The organism is Streptomyces sp. NPDC058685 (assembly GCF_042714725.1).
In the GTDB taxonomy this organism is placed as follows: domain Bacteria; phylum Actinomycetota; class Actinomycetes; order Streptomycetales; family Streptomycetaceae; genus Streptomyces.
The window spans coordinates 42,879-64,834 of sequence record NZ_JBHXSL010000010.1; the positions used below are offsets into that span (position 1 = coordinate 42,879).

16 protein-coding genes are annotated in these 21,956 nt (G+C 71.2%); 13 read left to right on the forward strand and 3 right to left on the reverse strand.

The genetic code is table 11. From position 1 onward, the window contains the following. Positions 1-179: 179 nt before the first annotated feature. Positions 180-1,778 carry a DAK2 domain-containing protein gene (locus tag ACFWU3_RS12020; protein WP_384434891.1) on the forward strand — a complete coding sequence of 533 codons (1,599 nt, stop codon included), beginning with the start codon at positions 180-182 and terminating at the stop codon, positions 1,776-1,778. A 257-nt stretch (positions 1,779-2,035) separates the two neighbouring features. Here the strand turns inward: ACFWU3_RS12020 and ACFWU3_RS12025 are convergent, their stop codons facing one another. Continuing rightward, on the reverse strand, positions 2,036-4,945 hold the full coding sequence (locus ACFWU3_RS12025) for a tetratricopeptide repeat protein (RefSeq protein ID WP_384434894.1): 2,910 nt from the start codon (positions 4,943-4,945) through the stop codon (positions 2,036-2,038). Continuing rightward, positions 4,942-6,774, reverse strand: coding sequence for an HSP90 family protein (locus tag ACFWU3_RS12030; RefSeq protein ID WP_384434897.1), 1,833 nt, complete (start codon positions 6,772-6,774; stop codon positions 4,942-4,944). Before ACFWU3_RS12030 ends, ACFWU3_RS12025 begins: the two co-directional genes overlap by 4 nt. Before the next feature lie 181 nt (positions 6,775-6,955). Here ACFWU3_RS12030 and recG point away from each other — a divergent pair, with 181 nt between their 5' ends. The 8 genes from recG to mutM all read left to right on the forward strand — a co-directional run bounded on the left by recG (position 6,956) and on the right by mutM (position 14,446). Beyond that, on the forward strand, positions 6,956-9,148 hold the full coding sequence (recG, locus tag ACFWU3_RS12035; protein WP_384434900.1) for an ATP-dependent DNA helicase RecG: 2,193 nt from the start codon (positions 6,956-6,958) through the stop codon (positions 9,146-9,148). 72 nt (positions 9,149-9,220) lie between these two features. Beyond that, the gene (gene rsmD, locus ACFWU3_RS12040) at positions 9,221-9,805 is read left to right on the forward strand and encodes a 16S rRNA (guanine(966)-N(2))-methyltransferase RsmD (protein ID WP_384434903.1); all 585 of its coding nucleotides are present in this window, start codon (positions 9,221-9,223) and stop codon (positions 9,803-9,805) included. Between the two features lie 26 nt (positions 9,806-9,831). Beyond that, complete coding sequence (gene coaD, locus ACFWU3_RS12045; protein WP_384435240.1) at positions 9,832-10,311, forward strand: pantetheine-phosphate adenylyltransferase; 480 nt, start codon at positions 9,832-9,834, stop codon at positions 10,309-10,311. Positions 10,312-10,406: 95 nt separating this feature from the next. Beyond that, positions 10,407-11,477, forward strand: a complete 1,071-nt coding sequence (locus ACFWU3_RS12050; RefSeq protein ID WP_384434906.1) for a DivIVA domain-containing protein — start codon at positions 10,407-10,409, stop codon at positions 11,475-11,477. A 190-nt stretch (positions 11,478-11,667) separates the two neighbouring features. After that, entirely contained in the window at positions 11,668-12,282 is a 615-nt protein-coding gene (locus tag ACFWU3_RS12055) for a DUF177 domain-containing protein (protein WP_327679791.1), read from the forward strand. A gap of 2 nt (positions 12,283-12,284) precedes the next feature. After that, positions 12,285-12,458 carry a 50S ribosomal protein L32 gene (rpmF, locus tag ACFWU3_RS12060; RefSeq protein WP_026165248.1) on the forward strand — a complete coding sequence of 58 codons (174 nt, stop codon included), beginning with the start codon at positions 12,285-12,287 and terminating at the stop codon, positions 12,456-12,458. A gap of 19 nt (positions 12,459-12,477) precedes the next feature. Further along, complete coding sequence (gene rnc, locus ACFWU3_RS12065; RefSeq protein ID WP_384434910.1) at positions 12,478-13,395, forward strand: ribonuclease III; 918 nt, start codon at positions 12,478-12,480, stop codon at positions 13,393-13,395. Positions 13,396-13,564: 169 nt separating this feature from the next. Then, positions 13,565-14,446 carry a bifunctional DNA-formamidopyrimidine glycosylase/DNA-(apurinic or apyrimidinic site) lyase gene (gene mutM, locus ACFWU3_RS12070; protein WP_384434913.1) on the forward strand — a complete coding sequence of 294 codons (882 nt, stop codon included), beginning with the start codon at positions 13,565-13,567 and terminating at the stop codon, positions 14,444-14,446. 69 nt (positions 14,447-14,515) lie between these two features. Here mutM and ACFWU3_RS12075 read toward each other — a convergent pair whose 3' ends face one another. Continuing rightward, entirely contained in the window at positions 14,516-15,436 is a 921-nt protein-coding gene (locus tag ACFWU3_RS12075; protein WP_384434916.1) for a CAP domain-containing protein, read from the reverse strand. A 138-nt stretch (positions 15,437-15,574) separates the two neighbouring features. On the opposite strand from ACFWU3_RS12075, the gene ACFWU3_RS12080 reads away from it, so the two are divergent. The 4 genes from ACFWU3_RS12080 to ACFWU3_RS12095 all read left to right on the forward strand — a co-directional run bounded on the left by ACFWU3_RS12080 (position 15,575) and on the right by ACFWU3_RS12095 (position 21,886). Continuing rightward, on the forward strand, positions 15,575-15,856 hold the full coding sequence (locus ACFWU3_RS12080) for an acylphosphatase (protein ID WP_313943859.1): 282 nt from the start codon (positions 15,575-15,577) through the stop codon (positions 15,854-15,856). Between the two features lie 387 nt (positions 15,857-16,243). Continuing rightward, the gene (locus tag ACFWU3_RS12085; protein ID WP_313943858.1) at positions 16,244-16,462 is read left to right on the forward strand and encodes a hypothetical protein; all 219 of its coding nucleotides are present in this window, start codon (positions 16,244-16,246) and stop codon (positions 16,460-16,462) included. Between the two features lie 256 nt (positions 16,463-16,718). Then, on the forward strand, positions 16,719-20,270 hold the full coding sequence (gene smc, locus ACFWU3_RS12090; protein WP_384434920.1) for a chromosome segregation protein SMC: 3,552 nt from the start codon (positions 16,719-16,721) through the stop codon (positions 20,268-20,270). A 197-nt stretch (positions 20,271-20,467) separates the two neighbouring features. Then, positions 20,468-21,886, forward strand: a complete 1,419-nt coding sequence (locus ACFWU3_RS12095; RefSeq protein ID WP_384434923.1) for a sugar porter family MFS transporter — start codon at positions 20,468-20,470, stop codon at positions 21,884-21,886. The last annotated feature ends 70 nt before the right edge of the window (positions 21,887-21,956 follow it).

The window sequence follows — 21,956 nt, forward strand, 5'->3', positions numbered from 1 at the left end:
GATCTGATTCGGTGGCTTTGCCGGGGGAATGGCCCGACTTTCATCGGGCAACCGGAGCAGCATACAACGACTGCGTCCGAGATACGAAACTACCACGGTTCGCCCCGCCCCCTCCCCGGCCCCCGCTCCCACCGGGGTCTACTCTGCGGTGCAACCCGCCGCTCAAGGAGGATCACCAGGTGCCGCAGACCCTCGACGCCGCCTCGGTACGCATCTGGTGCTCACGGGCGCTGGAGGCACTGGGCCGGGAGCGCGAGGAGATCGACGCGATCAACGTCTACCCCGTCGCGGACGGGGACACCGGCACCAATCTCTATCTGACCCTCGAGTCGGCGGCCCAGGCGGTCGAGGCCGTCTTCGCGGCGCACGAGACGGGGTCCTCGGCCCCCGCGGCGTCCGACGCGGTCCGCTCCATGGCGCACGGAGCGCTGATCGGGGCCCGCGGGAACTCCGGCACCATCCTGGCGCAGCTGCTGCGGGGCATGGCGGAGCGGCTCTGCGACGGGGACCACCTGGCGGGCGCCCTGCGCCGGGCTTCCGCGCTCGCCCGTGAGGCTGTCGCGCACCCTGTCGAAGGAACGATCCTGAGCGTGGCCGCGGCGGCCGCGGAAGCCGCGGAGAGCGCCCCCGAGGATGCCGCGAGAGCGGCCTACGAGGGGGCACGGGCCGCGCTGGACGCGACGCCCGGACAACTCGACGTGCTCAGCCGTGCGGGAGTCGTGGACGCCGGCGGGCGTGGACTCCTCGCGGTGCTGGGCGCGCTGGTCGAGGCGGTGTCGGGCGAGGCCCCGGTTCCGCCGCCGCTGGCGCACGTACGGCCGGATCCCGCGGGTCCCGGCGCCGCGGCGCAGCCCTGTGCCGACGACGGCGGGCCCGCGTTCGAGGTGATCTATCTGCTGGAGGCGGAGGACGAGGCCGTGGCGCGCCTGCGGACCCGGCTGGACGCCCTCGGCGATTCCCTGGTCGTCGTCGGCGGCGACGGGCTGTGGAACGTCCACGTCCATGTCGATGACGCTGGTGCCGCCGTGGAGGCCGGTGTCGAGGCGGGGCGGCCCTACCGGATCCGCATCACGCACTTCGACCTGGCTGCGGCCCCCGTACGGGAGCAGGTGCAACGGGCGGTGGTGGTGGTCGTCTCCGGCGAGGGGCTCGCCGGGCTGTGCGCCGAGGCGGGCGCGACGACGGTGCTCGCACGGCCGGGGGAGCCGCCCGTCAGCGGCGAACTGGTCGACGCCATCCGGCGCGCGCACGCCCGCGAGGTCGTCCTCATGCCGAACTCCGCCGATCTGCGGCACACGGCGGCCGCCGCCGCCGAACAGGCCAGGACGGAGGGCGTCCGGGTCGCTCTCGTCCCCACGCGCGCGGCCGTCCAGGGAATCGCCGCATTGGCGGTGCACGAGCCGGACCGGCGCTTCGACGAGGACGTGGTCGCGATGACGGCGGCCGCCGGAGCGACGCGCTACGCCGAAGTCACGGTGGCCGAGCGGCAGTCGTGGACGACGGCCGGCGTGTGTCAGGAGGGCGATGTGCTCGGTCTGATCGACGGAGACGTGGCGGTGATCGGCACCGACCTCATGACCACGGCGACGACCGTGCTGGACCGGATGCTGGCGGCCGGCGGCGAACTGGTGACGCTGGTGCTGGGGGAGGGCGTCGCCGACGGCGACGAGGTGGCCGCGAAGCTGGAACGTCACGTCAGGGACACGCACTTGGCCGTGGACACCGTGCTCTACCGCGGTGGGCGGGGCTCGACACCGCTGCTGATCGGCGTGGAGTAGGCGGAGCGGCCGGCCGGGGCCGGAGGGAGTACCCCCGGCCCCGGGGCCGGCCCCGCCGTGCGACCGGCCTCAACGCCAGGGGCGAGGCCGGGGCCGCCGTGAGGCAGCCTCAAGGTCCCGGGGCGCAACGCCCTGGGCGAGGCCGGGGCCGCTGTAAGACCGGCTTCAGGTTCCCGAGGCCCGGGCCTGGTGCGGGGCCCGGTTTCAGGTTCCCGCCGCCCGGGCCCCCGGCTCACTCCCGGCCGGGAGGCCCCCGTTCACCCCCTGCCCACGTACTCCAGCAGCGACCGCGCATCCGCGCCCACACCCTCGGCGTCGTGCCGCGCCAGCACGCCCCGGGCCCGGGCCTCCGCCGCGTCGGCCGCGCCCAGGTCCGCCTCCAGCCAGCCCGCCAGCAGCTCCGACCGGGCCCGCTGCTCGGCGTACTGCTCGCCCGCCGCCGTGAACGCGGCGATCGCCTTCTCCGCGGACTCCACCGCCTCCGTGTACGCGGCCCGTGCCGAGCCGTCGGTGTCGTCCTCGCCCGGTCCGCCCTCGATGGCGGACGCGATCAGCTCCGCAGTCTGCCGATGGGTGTCGGCCAGTTCGGCGCGCAGCCCGTCGCGTGCCTCCCGGTCGTCGGCGCCTTCCAGGGCGGTCTCGCACGCCTGCGCCGCCGACGTCATCAGCTCGCGCGCCACCGCCGGGCCGGCCTGGCCCTCACGGACGGCGATCCAGGCCCGCACCCGCAGCGTCCGCACATACGCGTGGACGTCGCCCAGCTCCCGCCACAGCTCGCCGGCCCGCTGATAGGCCAGCTCCGCCTCGGAGTTGAGGTCGGCCCGGTACAGCGCCTGGCCGGCCAGGTTGGCGAGCATCGCGTGGTCGCGCTGCTCAGGCCACCCGCGCGCGATGTCCGCGGCCCTGAGCCAGTGCTCGGCAGCCGCGCGCGCCTCGTTCAGCGTCGCCAGACAGTCGCCCAGCCACCACAGCGTCTGCACGATCATGCCGTCGCCGTGATCGTCGGGCGTCAGGTCCGGCAGCACGGCCTCCAGCACCGCGGCGCTCTCGTCGACGCGCCCCAGCTGGAGCAGGAAGCCGCCGAGCCGGTGCCGCGCGTACGCGCCGTTGCCCTTGCTCTCGCCCGCCTCGTCCGCCCAGTGCGCCGCCTCCAGCGCGTGCTCGGCGGCCTCGGCGAGCTTGTCGTTGTCGGCGAGCGACTCGACGAGCTGGAGGTGCAGCCGGCACAGCCCGCCCGCTTCGGCATAGGCGCGTGCGTGCTCCAGGGCCGCGCGGGAGGCGCGCTCGGCCGTCTCCGGGTCGCCGAGATGCCGGCTTACTCCCGCGAGCTGGGTCTCGACCTCGACGGCGTACCAGGGGCGTTCCGCGGCGATGTACGCCTCGGCGGCCCGGGCGTAGAGCCCGGCGGCCTCCTGTGCGTCACCCCCGAAGGCGGTGATGTTGCCGAGGTAGCCGAGCGCCTCCCCGAGCGTGGTGCCGACGCCCGCGTCGTCCCGGTGCGGCTCGGCGAAGGCCAGCAGCTCCCGTACGGACTCCTCCAGCGCACCGACCGCGGCCGCCGTGTCCTCGGACAGGTGGATCCGGTCGTTGAGGATGCGGCAGCGGCACAGCAGCACCCGGCTCACCTGGTGGGCGCTCGCGCCGCCTTCCGCATGAAGGGCGAGCATCCGGGCGCGGAGCCCGGCCAGTTCGGCCAGCGCCTCGTCGAAGCGCTCCTCGGAATGCTCGTCCTGGCAGAGCGCGTAGGCGGCCCTCGCCCGTGCGGCCAGCGCCCGGCCGAGGTCGCCCGCGCTCTCGTAGAGGTCCGCGGCGGCGCGGAAGTGCGCGGCGCTCTCGGCGGGGGGCACCGTGCGGTCCAGGCCCCGGTGCTCCTCCAGCTCGGCTCGGTCGCGCGCGCCGAGCTCGGCACCCTCGCGCACGGCCGCGGCGGCGACGGCCGCCCAGGCCTCCAGCGAGTCGGGGCGCTGCGCCTCCGAGAGGCCGCGCGCCTCGGCCAGCAGCGAGTCGAGGGAGGCCGCGGGCGCGGGCACCGGGGCCGGGCGCGGCGCCGGGACGGGCCGGGAGGGCCGCAGCCCCAGCGGCAGCCGCTCCAGCAGCGGTTCCTGATCCATCCGTTCCCGGATCGTGCGGCTCACCTCGGAGCCGCTGTTGCGCTCGTCGAACCGCGCCGCGAGGGCGAGAGCCTCCTTGCGGGCGTGCACGGCCAGTTCGCGCGCCGTCCAGTCGCGGCCGCCCGGTCCGGCGAGACTCTGCTCTCCGTGGCCGAGGGCGGTGAGCCGGTCGGTGAGCAGCGCCGTCACCGCGAGATAGCCCATCAGGCTGCTCGGCTCCCCGGAGTCGGTGAAGTACGCCGGACGCTCGGCGAGGATCTCCAGACCGCGTGCCTCGTTGCCGGTCAGCGCCAGGAACTCGACGTGCTGGGCGACGGCGCTGCGCATGCTCTCCATCGAGCGCACCAGCCGGTGGCCGCGCAGATGGTGCGCGCGGGCCTGGTCCTGCCGCCCGAGACGCAGCAGGGGCAGCAACGAGGACGAGAGCACCGCGTGCGGCTCGTGCGCACAGCTGAACTCGCCCTCGTACACCGGCCGCCAGACCTCCAGCGCCTCGGCGTCGTCGCCGCGGTGCGCCAGGTACGAGCCCTGGGCCCGCAGCTCGCAGGCCCGGCAGTCGCTCTTGTTGTCGCGGTCCGCCGCCTGCCAGGCCGCGTACGCACGCGCCGCGCGCTCCGTGTCGCCCACATGGCGCGCGATCCGCAGCTCGCCCTGGCGCACGGCACGCTCGGAGTGCCCGGCGACCCGGTAGCGGTGCTCCATCTCGCCCTGCCACTTCTCGATGGAGGCGAGCGGGATGTGCGGCTGGTCGATCATGCCGCTGGAGACCCACTTGAACATCCAGAAGAGACTGTGTGTCTGCTGTCCGTCGAAGTCCCCGGGCCGTTCGTCCCACATGCGCAGCAGCCGCGCGAAGGGGACGAACATCTTGTCCGCCTCGGAGCTGTAGTTGTAGACCTGCATCAGATGGTTGAGGCCGTCGATCAGCAGATCGGTGTCGCCCGACTGCTCGATGCCGGCGAATATGCGCTCCGCGCGGGCGTTGCGCGCCGGGCCCTCCGGCTCCTCGTAGTTGTCGGCCAGGGCCTGCCGCAGGGAAGTGACGTCGGTGCTCATCGGCCGTTCTCCTGGTCGTGGGTGGCCCATTCGAGCAGGCCGACGAACGCGCGGTTGAGCAGCGCGGAGTCGGCCGGGCGCAGCGGCCGCTGGGCCATCAGCAGGGCCTGCCCGTACAGGGCCTCCGTCGCCGTTCCGGCGAGTTCCCTGTCATCGAGCGAACTGATCCTGCGGATCAGGGGGTTGAGGTGGTTCAGCACCAGCCGGGCCCGCGGCGCGCTGCCGCGCAGCGACCCGAGGATGCCGGCCCACAGATCGTCCGCCTGCTCCTCCGCCTCGGCGCGGGAGCGCTCATGCCGGGCCGCACGGTCGTCCAGATGCAGCGCGGGCACGGTCAGCGGGTGGAAGGCGCGCAGCGCCACGTCGCAGCCCAGCGGGTCGAGCTTGGCGCGGGCCGCCGCCAGGAAGCCCGCCAGCGCGAGTTCGGCGTTCGGGTCCACGGTGTCGAGATGCGCGGTGACGGTGTCGGCGTCCAGCTCGGCGACAACCGTCCCGGGCCGTACCGACGGGAGCTTCTCGACCAGTTCGGTGTCGTAGGTGTAGCCGCCGTTGACGACGCCGATGCCCTGCGCGGACGCGATCGGCGCCACCTGGCGGTACTCCTCCACGGTCCGCGTGAAGTGCACCACCGGATGCCGGCGGGCGAACTCCTCCAGCGAGAGCGAGCCGTCGGTGGTCTCGAACGGCAGCCACGGCAGCATGGTGCGCAGCATCTCGCCGTCGTGCCTGGCGAGCGACTTCACACCCAGGTGGTGGACGGACAGGAACTGCGCAAGCCGCTCCGGATCACCGGCCGCCAGAGCGGTGAGCCACTCCCTGATCCGGGCGCCGAGCGCCTCCCGTACGGCGGCCAGCGTCTCGTCGGCGTACAGCGACTCGCGGGACGCGGTGGGCCGCAGCGAGTCGGTGTCGATCACGCAGCGTACGAAGAAGGCCCAGTCCGGGAGGAGTTCGTCGGCCCGGTCGGTGAGCAGCATGCCCTTCAGATGCACACGGTGACCGGAACGCTGGGCGGGGCTGACGGCCTGGGGCAGGACGTAGGCGACCCCGCGGACCCCGGCGAGCGGGATGTTCAGGTCGAGCGAGTCGAGCGGGGTGAAGCCGAACAGCTCGTGGCAGTGGCGCGCAAGAGCCACCCGGCGGGCCGCCGGGCCCGGGTGGGCGCGGTCCCAGGGCGAGGGCAGATCGGTGACCGCGGTGTCCCCGACCCGTACGTCGTAGGGCAGCAGCGAGCCGAAGTCCCGGGCGAGTGCCAGCACCCGCTCCTCGGTCAGCCAGTCTCCGCTGCCCGGGCGGGCGGTCAGATGCACGGTCGTGCCCGGCTCGGGACGCGCGCTGTCCGGCAGCGTGCGCACGGTGTACGAACCGTCGTCACGGGCCGACCACTCCACGGGCGGCGCGTCCGGAGTCCGCGCCGAACGGCTGACCACCCGGATCTCGGCCGCCACGACGAAACAGGCGAGCAGCCCGATGCCGAACTGGCCGAGGAAGTCGGCGCGCGCGGACGCGATGCCGTCGGCGCCGGCGCGCTTGGAGCTGCGGCCGATCGTGGCGAGCAGGCTGTGCACATCGCTCTCGGTCAGACCGATGCCGGAGTCCTCGACGCGCAGCCGCCCGTCCTCGGCGAAGAGGCGTACCCGCGTGGGCGCGTCCGGTTCCTCGGCCCGCCGGGCCGTGATCGCGTCCACGGCGTTCTGCAGCAGTTCGCGCAGATACACCCTGGGGCTCGAATAGAGGTGATGGGAGAGAAGATCCACCAGGCCGCGCAGATCCACCTGGAAGGTGTGCGGGGTGGTCTCGGACGTGGGTCGCGTGGTCTCAGAAGTCATCGTCGCTGCGCCGGTGGGGGGACGAGCGGCGGCGCGGGTCGGGCGATCCCGGCGAAGGTGATCGCGGCGTGGGCAAGCAGCGGGGAAGGCGGGGGAGACCGCGCCATCCTAGGGTCCACGGCACCGGTGTGACCAGCGGTTATCCACAGGTGCACGACGTCTGTCGGTGCCGTGGTGTGCAATGGATCGCGTGTCCGCGCTCGACGAACCCCTGAAGAAGACGCTCGGAGCCGCCACCGCGAAGGTGATGGCCGAGCAGCTCGACCTGCACACCACCGGCGATCTGCTGCACCACTACCCCCGGCGGTACGAGGAGCGCGGCCAGCTCACCCGGCTCGCCGAGCTGCCGCTGGACGAGGACGTCACCGTGGTCGCGCAGGTCGCCGACGCCCGGGTGCACACCTTCAACGCCGGCCGCGGCAAGCGGCTGGAGATCACCATCACGGACGGCAGCGGCCGGCTCCAGCTCGTCTTCTTCGGCCGGGGCGTGCACAAGCCGCACCAGGAACTGCTGCCCGGCAGCCGGGCGATGTTCGCGGGCAAGGTCTCCGTCTTCAACCGCAAACTCCAGCTGGCCCACCCGACGTACGCCAAGCTCGCCGCCGACAGCGGTGACGACTCCGCCGACGTCGAGTCCTGGGCGGGCGCGCTCATCCCCATCTACCCGGCCTGCAAGGGGCTGGAGTCGTGGAAGATCGCCAAGGCGGTCGACGCCGTGCTGCCGAGCGCCCCGGAAGCGGTCGATCCGCTGCCGCCGGCGCTGCGGGAGGGGCGCGGCTTCGTCCCGCTGCCCGAGGCGCTGCTGAAGGTCCACCGGCCGCACACCAAGGCCGACATCGAGGACGCCCGGCAGCGGCTCAAGTGGGACGAGGCGTTCGTGCTCCAGGTCGCGCTGGCCCGGCGCCGCTTCGCCGAGACCCAACTGCCCGCAGTGGCCCGCCGGCCCGTCCCCGGCGGGCTGCTCGACGCGTTCGACGCCAAGCTGCCCTTCACCCTCACCGACGGGCAGGTCAAGGTCACCGAGGAGATCTTCGACGACCTGGCCACCGAGCATCCGATGCACCGGCTGCTCCAGGGCGAGGTCGGCTCCGGCAAGACCATGGTCGCGCTGCGCGCCATGCTCACCGTGGTGGACACCGGCGGTCAGGCGGCGATGCTCGCGCCGACCGAGGTCCTCGCCCAGCAGCACCACCGCTCCGTCGTCGAGATGATGGGAGAGCTCGCCGACGGCGGCATGCTCGGCAGCGCGGAGAAGGCCACCAAGGTCGTGCTGCTGACCGGTTCGATGGGCGCCGCCGCCCGCCGGCAGGCGCTGCTCGACCTGGTGACCGGCGAGGCTGGCATCGTGATCGGCACCCATGCGCTCATCGAGGACAAGGTGCAGTTCCACGACCTCGGACTCGTCGTGGTCGACGAGCAGCACCGCTTCGGTGTGGAGCAGCGCGACGCCCTGCGCTCCAAGGGGAAGCAGCCGCCGCATCTGCTGGTGATGACCGCGACCCCGATCCCGCGGACGGTCGCCATGACCGTCTTCGGCGACCTGGAGACCTCCGTACTGGACCAGTTGCCCGCCGGCCGCTCACCCATCGCCACCCATGTCGTCCCGGCCCAGGACAAGCCGCACTTCCTGGCGCGCGCCTGGGAGCGGGTCCGCGAAGAGGTCGGCAAGGGGCACCAGGCCTATGTGGTGTGCCCCCGCATCGGCGACGGCGAGGACGAGAAGACGAAGAAGAAGTCGGCCGAGGACGAGGCGGAGAAGAGGCCGCCGCTCGCCGTCCTGGAGATCGCCGAACAGCTCTCCCGCGGAGCACTCGACGGGCTGCGCGTCGAGGTCCTGCACGGCCGGATGGCGCCCGACGACAAGGACGCCGTCATGCGCCGCTTCGCCGCGGGCGAGGTGGACGTCCTGGTCGCCACCACCGTCATCGAGGTCGGGGTCAACGTCCCGAACGCCACCGCCATGGTGATCATGGACGCGGACCGGTTCGGCGTCTCGCAGCTGCACCAGCTCCGCGGCCGGGTGGGCCGTGGCTCCGCACCCGGACTGTGTCTGCTGGTGACCGAGATGCCCGAGGCGACCCCGGCCAGGGCGCGGCTTGGCGCGGTCGCCGCCACCCTCGACGGCTTCGAGCTCTCCCGTATCGACCTCGAACAGCGCCGCGAGGGCGACGTCCTCGGCCAGGCCCAGTCCGGTGTGCGCTCCTCGCTGCGGATGCTCACCGTCATCGACGACGAGGAGGTCATCGCCGCCGCCCGCGAGGAGGCCGTCACGGTCGTCCGAGAGGACCCGGAGCTGGAGCGGCTCCCCGAGCTGCGCACGGCCCTGGACGCCCTGCTGGACAAGGAGCGCGAGCAGTATCTCGACAAGGGCTGAGACACTGGTCCGTGAGGATGTTGGCCAGGCCGGCCGGCACGAGCTCCCGGCCGCTTGCGAGTGAGGACTGAGATGACCCGCGTGATCGCCGGTACGGCCGGCGGACGCCGCCTGGCCGTCCCGCCCGGCACCGGCACCCGCCCCACGTCCGACCGCGCTCGCGAGGGCCTCTTCTCCAGCTGGGAATCGCTCCTCGGCACGCTGGCCGGACTGAGGGTCGCCGATCTGTACGCGGGCTCCGGCGCCGTCGGCCTGGAGGCGCTCTCCCGCGGTGCGTCCCACGCGCTGCTCGTCGAGGCGGACGCCCGCGCCGCCCGCATCGTCCGGGAGAACGTCCGGACGCTCGGACTGCCGGGTGCCGAGGTCCGTACCGGCAAAGCGGAACAGATCGTGACGGGTCCGGCGCCGAGCGACCCCTATGACGTGGTCTTCCTCGACCCGCCGTACGCCGTCACCGACGATGATCTTCGCGAGATCCTGCTCACACTCCGCTCTGAGGGCTGGCTCGCGGACGATGCCGTCGTCACCGTGGAGCGCAGCACCAGAGGCGGTGAATTCGTCTGGCCGCAGGGCTTCGAACCGGTGCGGGCCCGTCGCTACGGCGAGGGAACGCTTTGGTACGGTCGCGCCGCCTCTACGTGCGAAGACGCACCATGACCGGACCGGAGAGCGAGGGACTTCAGTTGCGCCGAGCAGTCTGTCCGGGGTCGTTCGACCCCATCACCAACGGACACCTCGACATCATCGCCCGCGCCTCCAAGCTGTACGACGTCGTACATGTCGCGGTGATGATCAATCAGTCCAAGCAGGGACTGTTCACCGTGGACGAGCGGATCGAGCTGATCCGCGACGTCACCAGCGACTACGGCAACGTCGAGGTGGAGTCCCACCACGGCCTGCTCGTCGACTTCTGCAAGCAGCGGGACATCCCGGCCATCGTCAAGGGCCTGCGGGCGGTCAGCGACTTCGACTACGAGCTGCAGATGGCCCAGATGAACAACGGCCTCTCCGGCGTCGAGACGCTCTTCGTCCCGACCAATCCCACCTACAGCTTCCTCTCCTCCAGCCTCGTCAAGGAGGTCGCCGCCTGGGGCGGTGACGTCTCCCACCTGCTGCCTCCCGTCGTGCACGAGGCACTCGTCCGCCGGCTCGCCGAGAAGTGACGTACTGACAGCCCGTCACCCGGTGTCCGGCGGGCGGTCGGGGGCCGTACAGTCGTCCCGTCCGTCTCATATCAGGCAGAGAGTGGCGAACCACGGTGGACGTGCAGAAGAAGCTCGACGAGATCGTCGAGGCGGTGGGCTCAGCCCGGTCCATGCCCATGTCGGCCTCCTGCGTGGTCAACCGCGCCGAGCTGCTCGCCATGCTCGAAGAGGTCCGTGAGGCACTGCCCGGCTCGCTCGCGCAGGCCCAGGAGCTGATCGGCGGCCGTGAGCAGCTGGTCGCCCAGGCCCGCCAGGAGGCGGAGCGGATCATCGAGAGCGCCCACGCGGAACGTGGCTCGCTCGTCTCGGACACCCATGTCGCCCGCCAGTCCCAGGACGAGGCGGACCGCATTCTCTCCGAGGCCCGCCGGGAGGCCGAGGAGATCCGTGCGGAGGCCGACGACTACGTCGACTCCAAGCTCGCCAACTTCGAGGTCGTCCTCACCAAGACCATCGGCTCGGTGGACCGCGGCCGCGAGAAGCTGCTCGGCCGCGGGCCCGGCCTGGACGCGCAGGGGTACGCCGACGAGGACGCCCCCGAGTACAGCTCGGACCCGCAGACCCTGATCGGCCGCGCCGACGAGTACGTGGACGCCAAGCTCGGCGCCTTCGAGGCGGTCCTGTCCAAGACCCTGGAGGCCGTCGGCCGCGGCCGGCTGAAGCTCCACGGCCGCACCACCAGCGACGCGCTCGGCGAGCACATGGCCGCCCAGGACGCCGCGGGCGCCCAGACCCGCTCCAGTGACGCCGACTATCTGGCCGGACTGGCCGAGATCTCGGAGCCCCAGCAGACTCCCGTGCCGCAGCAGGCCCCTGTACCCCAGCAGCCGCAGTACCAGCCGATGGCCGAGGCCCAGCCCGCGATCCCGGCCCAGCAGGACCCCTACGCCGCCGCGGGCTACGGCGACCAGCACCAGCAGTACGCCGCGTACCAGCAGGACCCCTACGCCGGATACCAGCAGCAGGGCTACGACCCGCAGTACGGACAGCAGGACCCGTACGCCTACCAGCAGCCGGTCCAGCACCAGCCCCAGCAGCAGGCCGCCGCCCTCGACGAGACCAGCCTCTTCGACACCAGCATGATCGACCTCGAACAGCTGCGCCGGTACGAGCAGGGGCACTGACCCCGGCGGAGCGGCTGACGACGAGTACCGGATTGGGTCTACGGCGGCCCGTCCGGTAACCTGGTTCTTCGGTCGCGCGTAGATCCGCGATCCAGGCTGCCCGCTCCCTCGGAGCACGGGCCGGCCCACTCCCCACGATTCGAAAGCAGGAAGACCCCTGAACGCCCGCCTCGACCACCGCAACCCCCTCGTGTTCGACACGCACGAGCTGGGCCGGCGTCCCGGCGCGCTCCAGCGGCTCTCCCGCTCGGTGGAGGCGCCCGGTCCGCCGGCGACCTTCGGTATCGAAGGAGTCATCGGCGTACCGGAAGACGCGCCGGTGAAGCTCGACCTCCGTCTCGAGTCGGTCATGGAAGGTGTGCTTGTCACCGGCACCGCCCGTGCGACCGCCGAGGGGGAGTGCGTAAGGTGTCTGGAGCCGCTGCACCAAGAGGTCGCTGCGGACTTCCAGGAGATGTTCTCGTACCCCGACGCCGATGACCGGAGCCGCACTCGCACTGCGGAGCCCGTCGACGACGCCGAGGACGAGGACACGCTCTTCCTCGAGGACGGCCTGTTCGACCTCGAGCCCGTGCTGCGTGATGCGGTGGTGCTCGCACTGCCGATGCAGCCGGTGTGCCGGGAGACCTGTGCCGGCCTGTGTTCCGAATGCGGGATCAGGCTGGACGAGAACCCCGGTCACCACCACGACGCCGCCGACATCCGTTGGGCGGCACTGCAGGGACTCGCCGAAACCATCAAGGACGGCGAGAAGGACAACATGGGCGGCGCCGAAGCGGGCGTCGACGAGAAGCAGGAGAAGTAGCCGTGGCTGTTCCGAAGCGGAAGATGTCGCGCAGCAACACGCGCCACCGCCGGTCGCAGTGGAAGGCTGCGGTCCCCACCCTGGTTTCGTGTGAGCGTTGCCAGGAGCCGAAGCAGCAGCACATCGCGTGCCCGAGCTGCGGCACCTACAACAAGCGCCAGGTCCTCGAGGTCTGAGCGGCTGGTGAGAGGCCCGATGTCTGAACTGTCCCATGCCAAGAAGCAGGCAGACGCAGTAAACACAGCCAACGCAGCCTCGTCCCACACGCTTCTGGAAGGGCGGCTCGGGTATCACCTCGAGTCCGCCCTTCTGGTGCGAGCACTGACCCACCGGTCGTACGCGTACGAGAACGGCGGCCTGCCCACCAACGAACGGCTCGAGTTCCTCGGGGACTCGGTGCTCGGTCTGGTGGTCACCGACACGCTCTACCGCACCCACCCCGACCTGCCGGAAGGCCAACTGGCCAAACTGCGGGCCGCGGTGGTCAATTCGCGTGCGCTGGCGGAAGTCGGTCGCGGTCTGGAACTGGGTCTCTTCATCCGGCTCGGCCGGGGTGAAGAAGGCACGGGCGGACGGGACAAGGCATCCATCCTCGCCGACACCCTTGAAGCGGTGATCGGCGCCGTCTATCTCGATCAGGGTCTCGAAGCGGCGTCCGAGCTGGTGCACCGGCTCTTCGACCCGCTGATCGAAAAATCCTCGAACCTCGGTGCGGGCCTGGACTGGAAGACCAGTCTTCAGGAGCTCACCGCGGCCGAGGGACTCGGTGTTCCGGAATATCTCGTCACGGAGACGGGCCCGGACCACGAGAAGACCTTCACTGCTGCCGCCCGCGTCGGTGGTGTCTCGTACGGCACCGGCACCGGCCGCAGCAAGAAGGAAGCGGAGCAGCAGGCGGCGGAGTCCGCATGGCGGGAGATCCGTGCCGCCGCGGACGACCGTATCGCCGCCGCCAAGGCCGAGAAGGCCGAGGCGGAGAAGGCCGAGGCCGACAAACTCGCTGCTGCGGCAGCGAGCTCGGAGGAGAAGGCGGTCACCGCTGCCGACGCCTCCGACGGAGAGGCCGCCGACACCTCTTCGTCCTCGGAACCGGCGGACCGGGCCACGGCCTAGTCCTCGGAGCCTTCTGTCCGGGCCCCGGCCCGGACCATGGCGCTGCATTCCTTCCGACCTCGTCGGGGCCCCTCGTTCCCTCCCGGAGCGCAGGGGCCTCGGCGTTTTTCCGCAGGTGACGGAGAGGTACGCTGCGGGCGTCACTCCGAGCCTCCCCGGAAGGAGCCCCGTGCCCGAGCTGCCCGAGGTCGAGGTCGTACGTCGCGGACTGCAGCGCTGGGTCAGCGGACGGACGATCGCCGAGGTGCAGGTTCTGCACCCGCGCGCCGTGCGCCGCCATCTCGCCGGCGCCGGGGACTTCGCGGCCAGGCTCAAGGGACACAGCGTCGGGATAGCGCGCAGGCGGGGAAAGTACCTGTGGCTGCCGCTCGCGGACACCGACAGCTCGGTCCTCGGGCACCTCGGGATGAGCGGACAGCTCCTGGTGCAGCCGGAGGACGCCGCCGACGAGAAGCATCTGCGGATCCGGATCCGTTTCGACGACGCCCTGGGCACCGAGCTCCGCTTCGTCGACCAGCGCACCTTCGGCGGACTCTCGCTCCACGACAACACCCCGGACGGACTGCCCGACGTCATCGCGCACATCGCCCGCGATCCGCTGGACCCGGCCTTCGACGACGGTGGTTTCCACACCGCGCTGCGGCTGCGGCGTACCACGATCAAGAGGGCGCTGCTGGACCAGTCGCTGATCAGCGGGGTCGGCAACATCTACGCCGACGAGGCCCTGTGGCGGGCGAAGCTCCACTACGAGCGCCCCACGACCGGCCTGCCCCGCGCCCGCTCGGCCGAACTGCTGGGCCATGTGCGGGACGTGATGAACGCGGCCCTGGCCGTCGGAGGCACCAGCTTCGACAGCCTGTATGTGAACGTGAACGGCGAATCAGGCTATTTCGACCGCTCGTTGGACGCCTACGGCCGTGAGGGCGAGCCCTGCCGTCGCTGCGGCACCCTGATGCGGCGACGCCCCTGGATGAACCGTTCCAGCTACTTCTGCCCGCGCTGCCAGCGGCCGCCGCGCATCGTGCGCACATCGCTGCCCGGGAAGCTCTAGGGCGCTATTTCAGAAGTCCCGCCTGCCCGCGAGACACGCCCCAGCCCCCGGCGGGTCCCGGCGCGACTGCTAGAAGCCGAAGTCCTGCGTCCACCACGGGCCGCCGTCGGCCATGTGCACACCGACGCCGAGGGTCTTGTAGTCGCAGTTGAGAATGTTTGCTCGGTGGCCTTCGCTGTTCATCCACGAGTTCATGACCGCGGAGGCGTCGGCCTGGCCGCGGGCGATGTTCTCGGCGCCGAGGCGGTTCACGCCGGACTGTGCGGCGCGGGCCCAGGGGGAGTCGCCGTCGGGGTCGGTGTGGCCGAAGAACCCGCGGTCGGCCATGTCCTTGCTGAAGGTGCCGGCGAGCTTGGCGAGCGGGGCGTCGGTCCGGACCGGGCTGCAGCCGACCTTGGACCGCTCCTCGTTCACCAGGTTGAGCACCTCGGCCTCGGCCGCCGCCTCGGAGGAGGACGAGACGGGCTTCTGCCGGTCGGGAGCGCGGTCAGGGGAGCGCGACTCCGTACGGGTCGGGGCGCTCTCCTTCTTCTCCTTCTTGCTCTTCTCGGGAGCGGGCTTCGCCGGCTTCGGGGCCGGAGCCTTCGTCGACCGCTCGGCCTTCGGCTTCGCCGGCTTGGTGGGCTCCGCGCGCTTCGCAGGCTTCACGGGCTTGGCGGGCTTCTGAGCAGGGCTCTTCGCCGGTGCCTTCGCGCGCGGAGGCGTCGCGGCGGGCGCGGTCGGTGAAGACGATGAGGACGACGCGGCCGGCGACGATGCCTCGGGCGTCGGTTCGGCGCTCGCGTCCCCCTGGGTCTGCAGCCGGGCGGATCCCTCGCTGCGCACCTGCTTGGCGGGCGAGCCCTCGCCGCCCACGACGGAGGTGTCGTCACCCGGCAGCAGGCCGGACGCGACGATCACGGCGCCCACCGCCACGGCAGCGGAGACGCCGAGCAGCCCAGTGCGTACGGGCCTGCCCGCACGTTTGGCGGAGCGTCGATGACGTCCCATCTGCTGGCCTTCCTTGTGCTCGACGGCAGTACAAAAAGAGGCTCACCCGAATGGGTGAGTTTCATTTCGACCGGACTGTACGGCATAACACCGAATAGGGATGTGATGCAGCACTGATCCATTCGCTACCTTGCAGCCATGAATGATGTTGCACGTCTGACGGCGTGGGTACGCGGCCGAGTACAGGGAGTGGGCTTCCGCTGGTTCACCAGGGCAAACGCTTTGGAGATCGGCGGCCTCACCGGCTTCGCCCTCAATCTGGACGACGGCAGGGTGCAGGTCGTGGCCGAGGGGCCACGTGAGAATTGCCACCGTCTGCTCGACTGGCTCCGGTCCGACGACACACCCGGTCGCGTCGACGGCGTCACTGAGATCTGGGACACGCCCCGCGGGGGGTACGAGGGCTTCGCGATCCGCTGAAGGACCGCCGCCGGCCCGCCCCCGCCGTCGCGGAACGCACGCCTCCGGCACCTGTCCGTGGCAGAAACAGCCTGGTGGTTGCCAAGAAGGGCTTGTCATGCCAGGCTGCGGCCGTAAGGATGATCTCCACGCCCCTCGGCCCCGGAGAAGAGGCTCCACCGCGCGTTCCGCGGCAGTGAGCACCCGGGCTCGCCCTTGATACGGGGTGTGATCGTGTTGACCGTCAAACTTTTTGGTGAGACTCTGGAAGCCCCGCGCACCTTAGCTGTTTGGCAGTACGAACCGCAGCGACATGAGCACCAATAGCACTGTCGAGCACCGCGGGTGCGATTCCCTCACGACCCACACCGCTTCCGGTCGGTCACTCAGTGTGGAGGACCATCCATCATGGCAAAGGCGCTTCTCGGTTACGTCGGCGGCTCCGACCCGCGACTCCTCGCCGAGATGCGACGGCTTCAGCAGCGCGTCCAGGACCTCGAATCCGAGCTTGTACGGATCCAGTCCGAGAATGACGCGCTCAACGCTGCCGTCGCCAAGCACCCTGGAGAGTCGCTGCTTGACGGCATCGACATCGACGTACCCCAGGCGGAGCCCGCGCTCACCTGACAGAGCTCGGTCACGCCGGTAGATCAACCGCACAAGATATGCAAGGGACGCTTCGGCGTCCCTTCTTTCTTTCCCCCCGGCGCTTTACAGTCCTTCTTCTACCGCCTGATCTGCCCTGCGCCCTCACGGGTGAAACCGTGAGCCGCCCGCCGTCCCGGATGGCGAGACCGACTGCACCCGCGAACTGTTCCTGGAGGCAGGCCGGGACGGGCCGGGTCCGGCGGTCCGAGCGAGGCGAAAGGTAGAGTCCGGCTGCGTGCACCTCAAGGCCATGACCCTGCGCGGGTTCAAATCCTTCGCCTCCGCCACGACACTGCGGTTCGAGCCGGGCATCACCTGTGTCGTCGGCCCCAACGGCTCGGGCAAGTCCAACGTCGTGGACGCGCTGTCCTGGGTCATGGGCGAACAGGGCGCCAAGTCGCTGCGCGGCGGCAAGATGGAGGACGTCATCTTCGCCGGGACGACCGGGCGCCCGCCGCTCGGCCGCGCCGAGGTCTCCCTCACGATCGACAACTCCGACGGCGCTCTGCCGATCGAGTACGCCGAGGTCACCATCACGCGGATCATGTTCCGCAACGGCGGCAGCGAGTACCAGATCAACGGCGACACCTGTCGGCTGCTGGACATCCAGGAGCTGCTCTCCGACTCCGGCATCGGCCGCGAGATGCACGTCATCGTCGGCCAGGGCCAGCTCGACTCCGTCCTGCACGCCGACCCCATGGGGCGGCGGGCGTTCATCGAGGAGGCCGCCGGCGTCCTCAAGCACCGCAAGCGCAAGGAGAAGGCGCTGCGGAAGCTGGACGCGATGCAGGCCAACCTCGCCCGTGTGCAGGACCTGACCGACGAACTGAGGCGGCAGCTCAAGCCCCTCGGACGGCAGGCAGCGGTCGCCCGCCGCGCCGCCGTCATCCAGGCGGACCTGCGCGACGCCCGGCTGCGGCTGCTCGCCGACGATCTCGTACAGCTCCGGCAGGCGCTGAGCACCGAGGTCGCCGACGAGGCCGCGCTCAAGGAACGCAAGGAGGCGGCCGAGGCCGAACTCAAGGCCGCGCTGGGCCGGGAAGCCGATCTCGAGGACGAGGTGAGGCGGCTCGCACCGCGGCTCCAGCAGGCCCAGCAGAGCTGGTACGAACTCTCCCAGCTCGCCGAGCGCGTGCGCGGCACCGTCTCGCTGGCCGATGCCCGGGTCAAGAGCGCGACCGCGCAGCCCGCGGAGGACCGGCGCGGCCGGGACCCCGAGGACATGGAGCGCGAGGCCGCCCGGATCCGTGAGCAGGAGGCCGAGCTGGAGGCCGCGCTGGAGGCGGCGGAACGCGCCCTGGAGGACACCGTCGCGCACCGCGCCGATCTGGAGCGGGAACTCGCGGTCGAGGAACGCCGGCTCAAGGACGTGGCACGTGCCATCGCCGATCGCCGCGAAGGACTGGCCCGGCTGGGCGGCCAGGTCAACGCCGCCCGCAGCAGGGCGGCTTCGGCGCAGGCCGAGATCGACCGGCTGGCCGCCGCCCGGGACGAGGCACAGGAGCGGGCGGTCGCCGCCCAGGAGGAGTACGAGCAGCTCCAGGCCGAGGTCGACACCCTCGACGCCGACGACATGGAGCTGGGCGAGCGGCACGATGCGGCCAAGCGCGAACTGGGCGAGGCCGAGGCGGCCCTGAGCTCGGCACGCGAGGAACTCACCGCGGCCGAGCGCAAGCGCGCCGCCGTCGCCGCCCGGCGCGAGGCGCTCGCGCTGGGCCTGCGCCGCAAGGACGGCACCGGCGCCCTGCTGGCGGCGAAGGACCGGCTCGGCGGACTGCTCGGACCGGCGTCTGAGCTGCTCACGGTCGCACCCGGCCATGAGGTACCGGTGGCGGCGGCACTCGGGGCGGCCGCCGACGCCATCGCCGTCTCCACCACGGCGACCGCCGCGGAAGCCCTGCGGCTGCTGCGCAAGACGGATGCCGGCCGCGCCGCCATACTGCTGGCCGGCGGCCCCGAGACCGCCGGACAACGGCACCCGGACGGTCATGTGTACGCCGCCGATCTGGTGCGCGGGCCGGAGGAACTGATGCCCGCCGTGCGATCGCTGCTGCGGGGCATCGTGGTCGTCGGCACGCTGGAGGACGCCGAGGACCTGGTCCACGCACGGCCCGGACTCACCGCCGTGACGGCCGAAGGCGATGTTCTCGGCGCGCACTTCGCACAGGGTGGCTCGGCCGGTGCGCCGAGTCTTCTGGAGGTGCAGGCATCCGTCGACCAGGCCGCCGCCGAGCTGGAGGAACTCGCCGTACGGTGCGAGGAGCTGGCGGCTGCCCAGCAACAGGCGGCCGGGCGGCGCACCGCGTGTGCCGGGCTCGTCGAGGAGTTGGGGGAGCGCCGCCGGGCGGCCGACCGGGAGAAGTCGGCCGTCTCGGGCCGGCTGGGCCGGCTCGCGGGGCAGGCGCGCGGCGCCGCGGGCGAGGCCGAGCGGACGACCGCGGCCGTCGCCCGGGCGCAGGAGGCTCTGGAGCGGGCCCGCGGGGAGGCCGAGGAACTGGCCGAACGGCTGCTGGTCGCCGAGGAGTCCCCGGTCGAGGAGGAGCCCGACACCCATGTACGGGACCGGCTGGCCGCGGACGGCGCCAACGCGCGGCAGACCGAGATGGAGGCCCGGCTCCAGGTCCGTACGCACGAGGAGCGGGTGAAGGGGCTCGCCGGGCGGGCCGACGCGCTCGACCGCGGAGCGCGCGCCGAGCGTGAGGCGCGGGCACGGGCCGAACAGCGCCGCGCACGGCTGCGCCACGAGGCGGAGGTCGCCGCCGCGGTGGCGAGCGGTGCGCGTCAGTTGCTGGCCCACGTCGAGGTCTCGCTGGTGCGCGCCGAGGCCGAACGGGTCGCGGCCGAGGCGGCGAAGGCCGAGCGGGAGAGGGAGCTGGCGGCCGCCCGCAGCGAGGGCCGCGACCTCAAGAGCGAGCTCGACAAGCTCACCGACTCGGTCCACCGGGGCGAGGTCCTGGGCGCCGAGAAGCGGATGCGGATCGAGCAGCTGGAGACGAAGGCGCTCGAAGAGCTCGGCGTGGAGCCCGCCGGTCTTGTCTCGGACTACGGGCCGGACCAGCTCGTGCCGCCGTCGCTGCCGGCCGAGGGCGAGGAGCTGCCGGAGGATCCGGAGCACCCGCGCAACCAGCCGCGACGTTTCGTCCGCGCCGAACAGGAAAAACGCCTGAAGTCGGCCGAACGGGCGTATCAGCAGCTCGGAAAGGTGAATCCGCTGGCCCTTGAGGAGTTCGCGGCGCTGGAGGAGCGCCACAAGTTCCTCTCGGAGCAGCTCGAAGACCTGAAGAAGACGCGGGCCGACCTTCTTCAGGTGGTGAAGGAGGTGGACGAGCGTGTCGAGCAGGTCTTCACCGAGGCATACCGCGACACCGCCCGGGAGTTCGAGGGCGTCTTCTCGCGCCTCTTCCCCGGGGGCGAGGGACGGCTGATCCTGACCGACCCCGCCAACATGCTCACCACGGGTGTGGACGTGGAGGCCAGGCCGCCGGGCAAGAAGGTCAAGCGGCTCTCCCTGCTGTCGGGAGGCGAACGTTCGCTGACCGCGGTGGCGATGCTGGTGTCGATCTTCAAGGCGCGGCCGAGCCCGTTCTACGTGATGGACGAGGTCGAGGCGGCGCTCGACGACACCAACCTCCAGCGCCTGATCCGCATCATGCAGGAGCTCCAGGAGTCGTCCCAGCTGATCGTGATCACGCACCAGAAGCGGACGATGGAGGTCGCGGACGCGCTGTACGGCGTGTCCATGCAGGGCGACGGAGTCTCCAAGGTCATCAGTCAGCGCCTCCGCTGACAACTCTTCAACTCTTGAACTGAGGTCGACACTCCTGTGTCACGAATCCGTTTGCGGTGAGGTATTGACTTCGAAACTTGAACGAATAGTCTCTTCGACGTTGCTTTTACCTTCAAGTGGTGGGCCGCATGAAGTTGTGCGCCACTGGAAGGGCTCGCCCCCCACGCCCGGCGCTGCCGGAGGCCCCAGGAGTACACGTGACCAGCACTGAGCCACCACCGGCATCGGGCGCCCGAGAGGCCCACCCCGACCACCTCGGGCATGTCATCTTCATCACGGCCTCGGCCGCGATGGGCGGATTCCTCTTCGGCTACGACAGTTCGGTCATCAACGGAGCCGTCGAAGCCATCCGCGACCGCTACGACATCGGGTCCGGAACCCTCGCCCAGGTCATCGCCATCGCCCTGATCGGCTGTGCCATCGGCGCCGCCACGGCCGGCCGTATCGCCGACCGGATCGGCCGCATCCGCTGTATGCAGATCGCCGCCGTGCTCTTCACCATCAGCGCGGTCGGCTCGGCCCTTCCGTTCGCCCTCTACGACCTCGCCTTCTGGCGCATCGTCGGCGGTTTCGCCATCGGTATGGCCTCCGTCATCGGCCCCGCCTACATCGCCGAGGTCTCCCCGCCCGCCTACCGAGGCCGGCTCGCCTCCTTCCAGCAGGCCGCGATCGTCATCGGTATCGCCATCTCCCAGCTGGTGAACTACGGCATCCTCCAGATCGCCGACGGCGACCAGCGCGGTGAGATCGCCGGCATCGAGGCCTGGCAGTGGATGCTCGGCGTCATGGTCGTCCCGGCCGTGCTCTACGGGCTGCTGTCCTTCGCGATCCCCGAGTCGCCCCGCTTCCTCATCTCCGTCGGCAAGGTCGCCAAGGCGAAGGAGGTCCTCGCCGAGGTGGAGGGCACCAAGATCGACCTGGACGCCCGGGTCGCCGAGATCGACCGGGCGATGCGCCGGGAGCACAAGTCGACGTTCAAGGACCTGCTGGGCGGGCGCTTCGCCTTCCTGCCCATCGTGTGGGTCGGTATCGGCCTCTCGGTCTTCCAGCAACTGGTCGGCATCAACGTCGCGTTCTACTACTCCTCGACGCTCTGGCAGTCCGTCGGCATCGACCCGACGGACTCGTTCTTCTACTCGTTCACCACGTCGATCGTGAACATCATCGGCACCGTGATCGCGATGGTCCTGGTCGACCGGGTCGGCCGCAAGCCGCTCGCCCTGATCGGCTCCGCCGGTATGGCCATCGCCCTCGCCGTCGAGGCATGGGCCTTCTCCGCCGACCTCGTCGACGGCAAACTGCCCGACACCCAGGGCCTCGTCGCCCTGATCGCGGCCCATGTGTTCGTGCTCTTCTTCGCCCTCTCGTGGGGTGTCGTCGTGTGGGTCTTCCTCGGCGAGATGTTCCCGAACCGGATCCGCGCCGCCGCGCTCGGCGTCGCCGCGTCCGCGCAGTGGATCGCCAACTGGGCCATCACCGCGAGCTTCCCGAGCCTGGCGGACTGGAACCTCTCGGCCACCTACATCATCTACACATTCTTCGCCGTGCTCTCCATCCCCTTCGTGCTGCTGTTCGTGAAGGAGACCAAGGGCAAGGCGTTGGAGGAGATGGGCTAATCCCCGCTGCCCCTCTCCTCTTCACGGAACTGCCCCGGCTCGCCGATCGAGCCGGGGCAGTCCGCCGTCA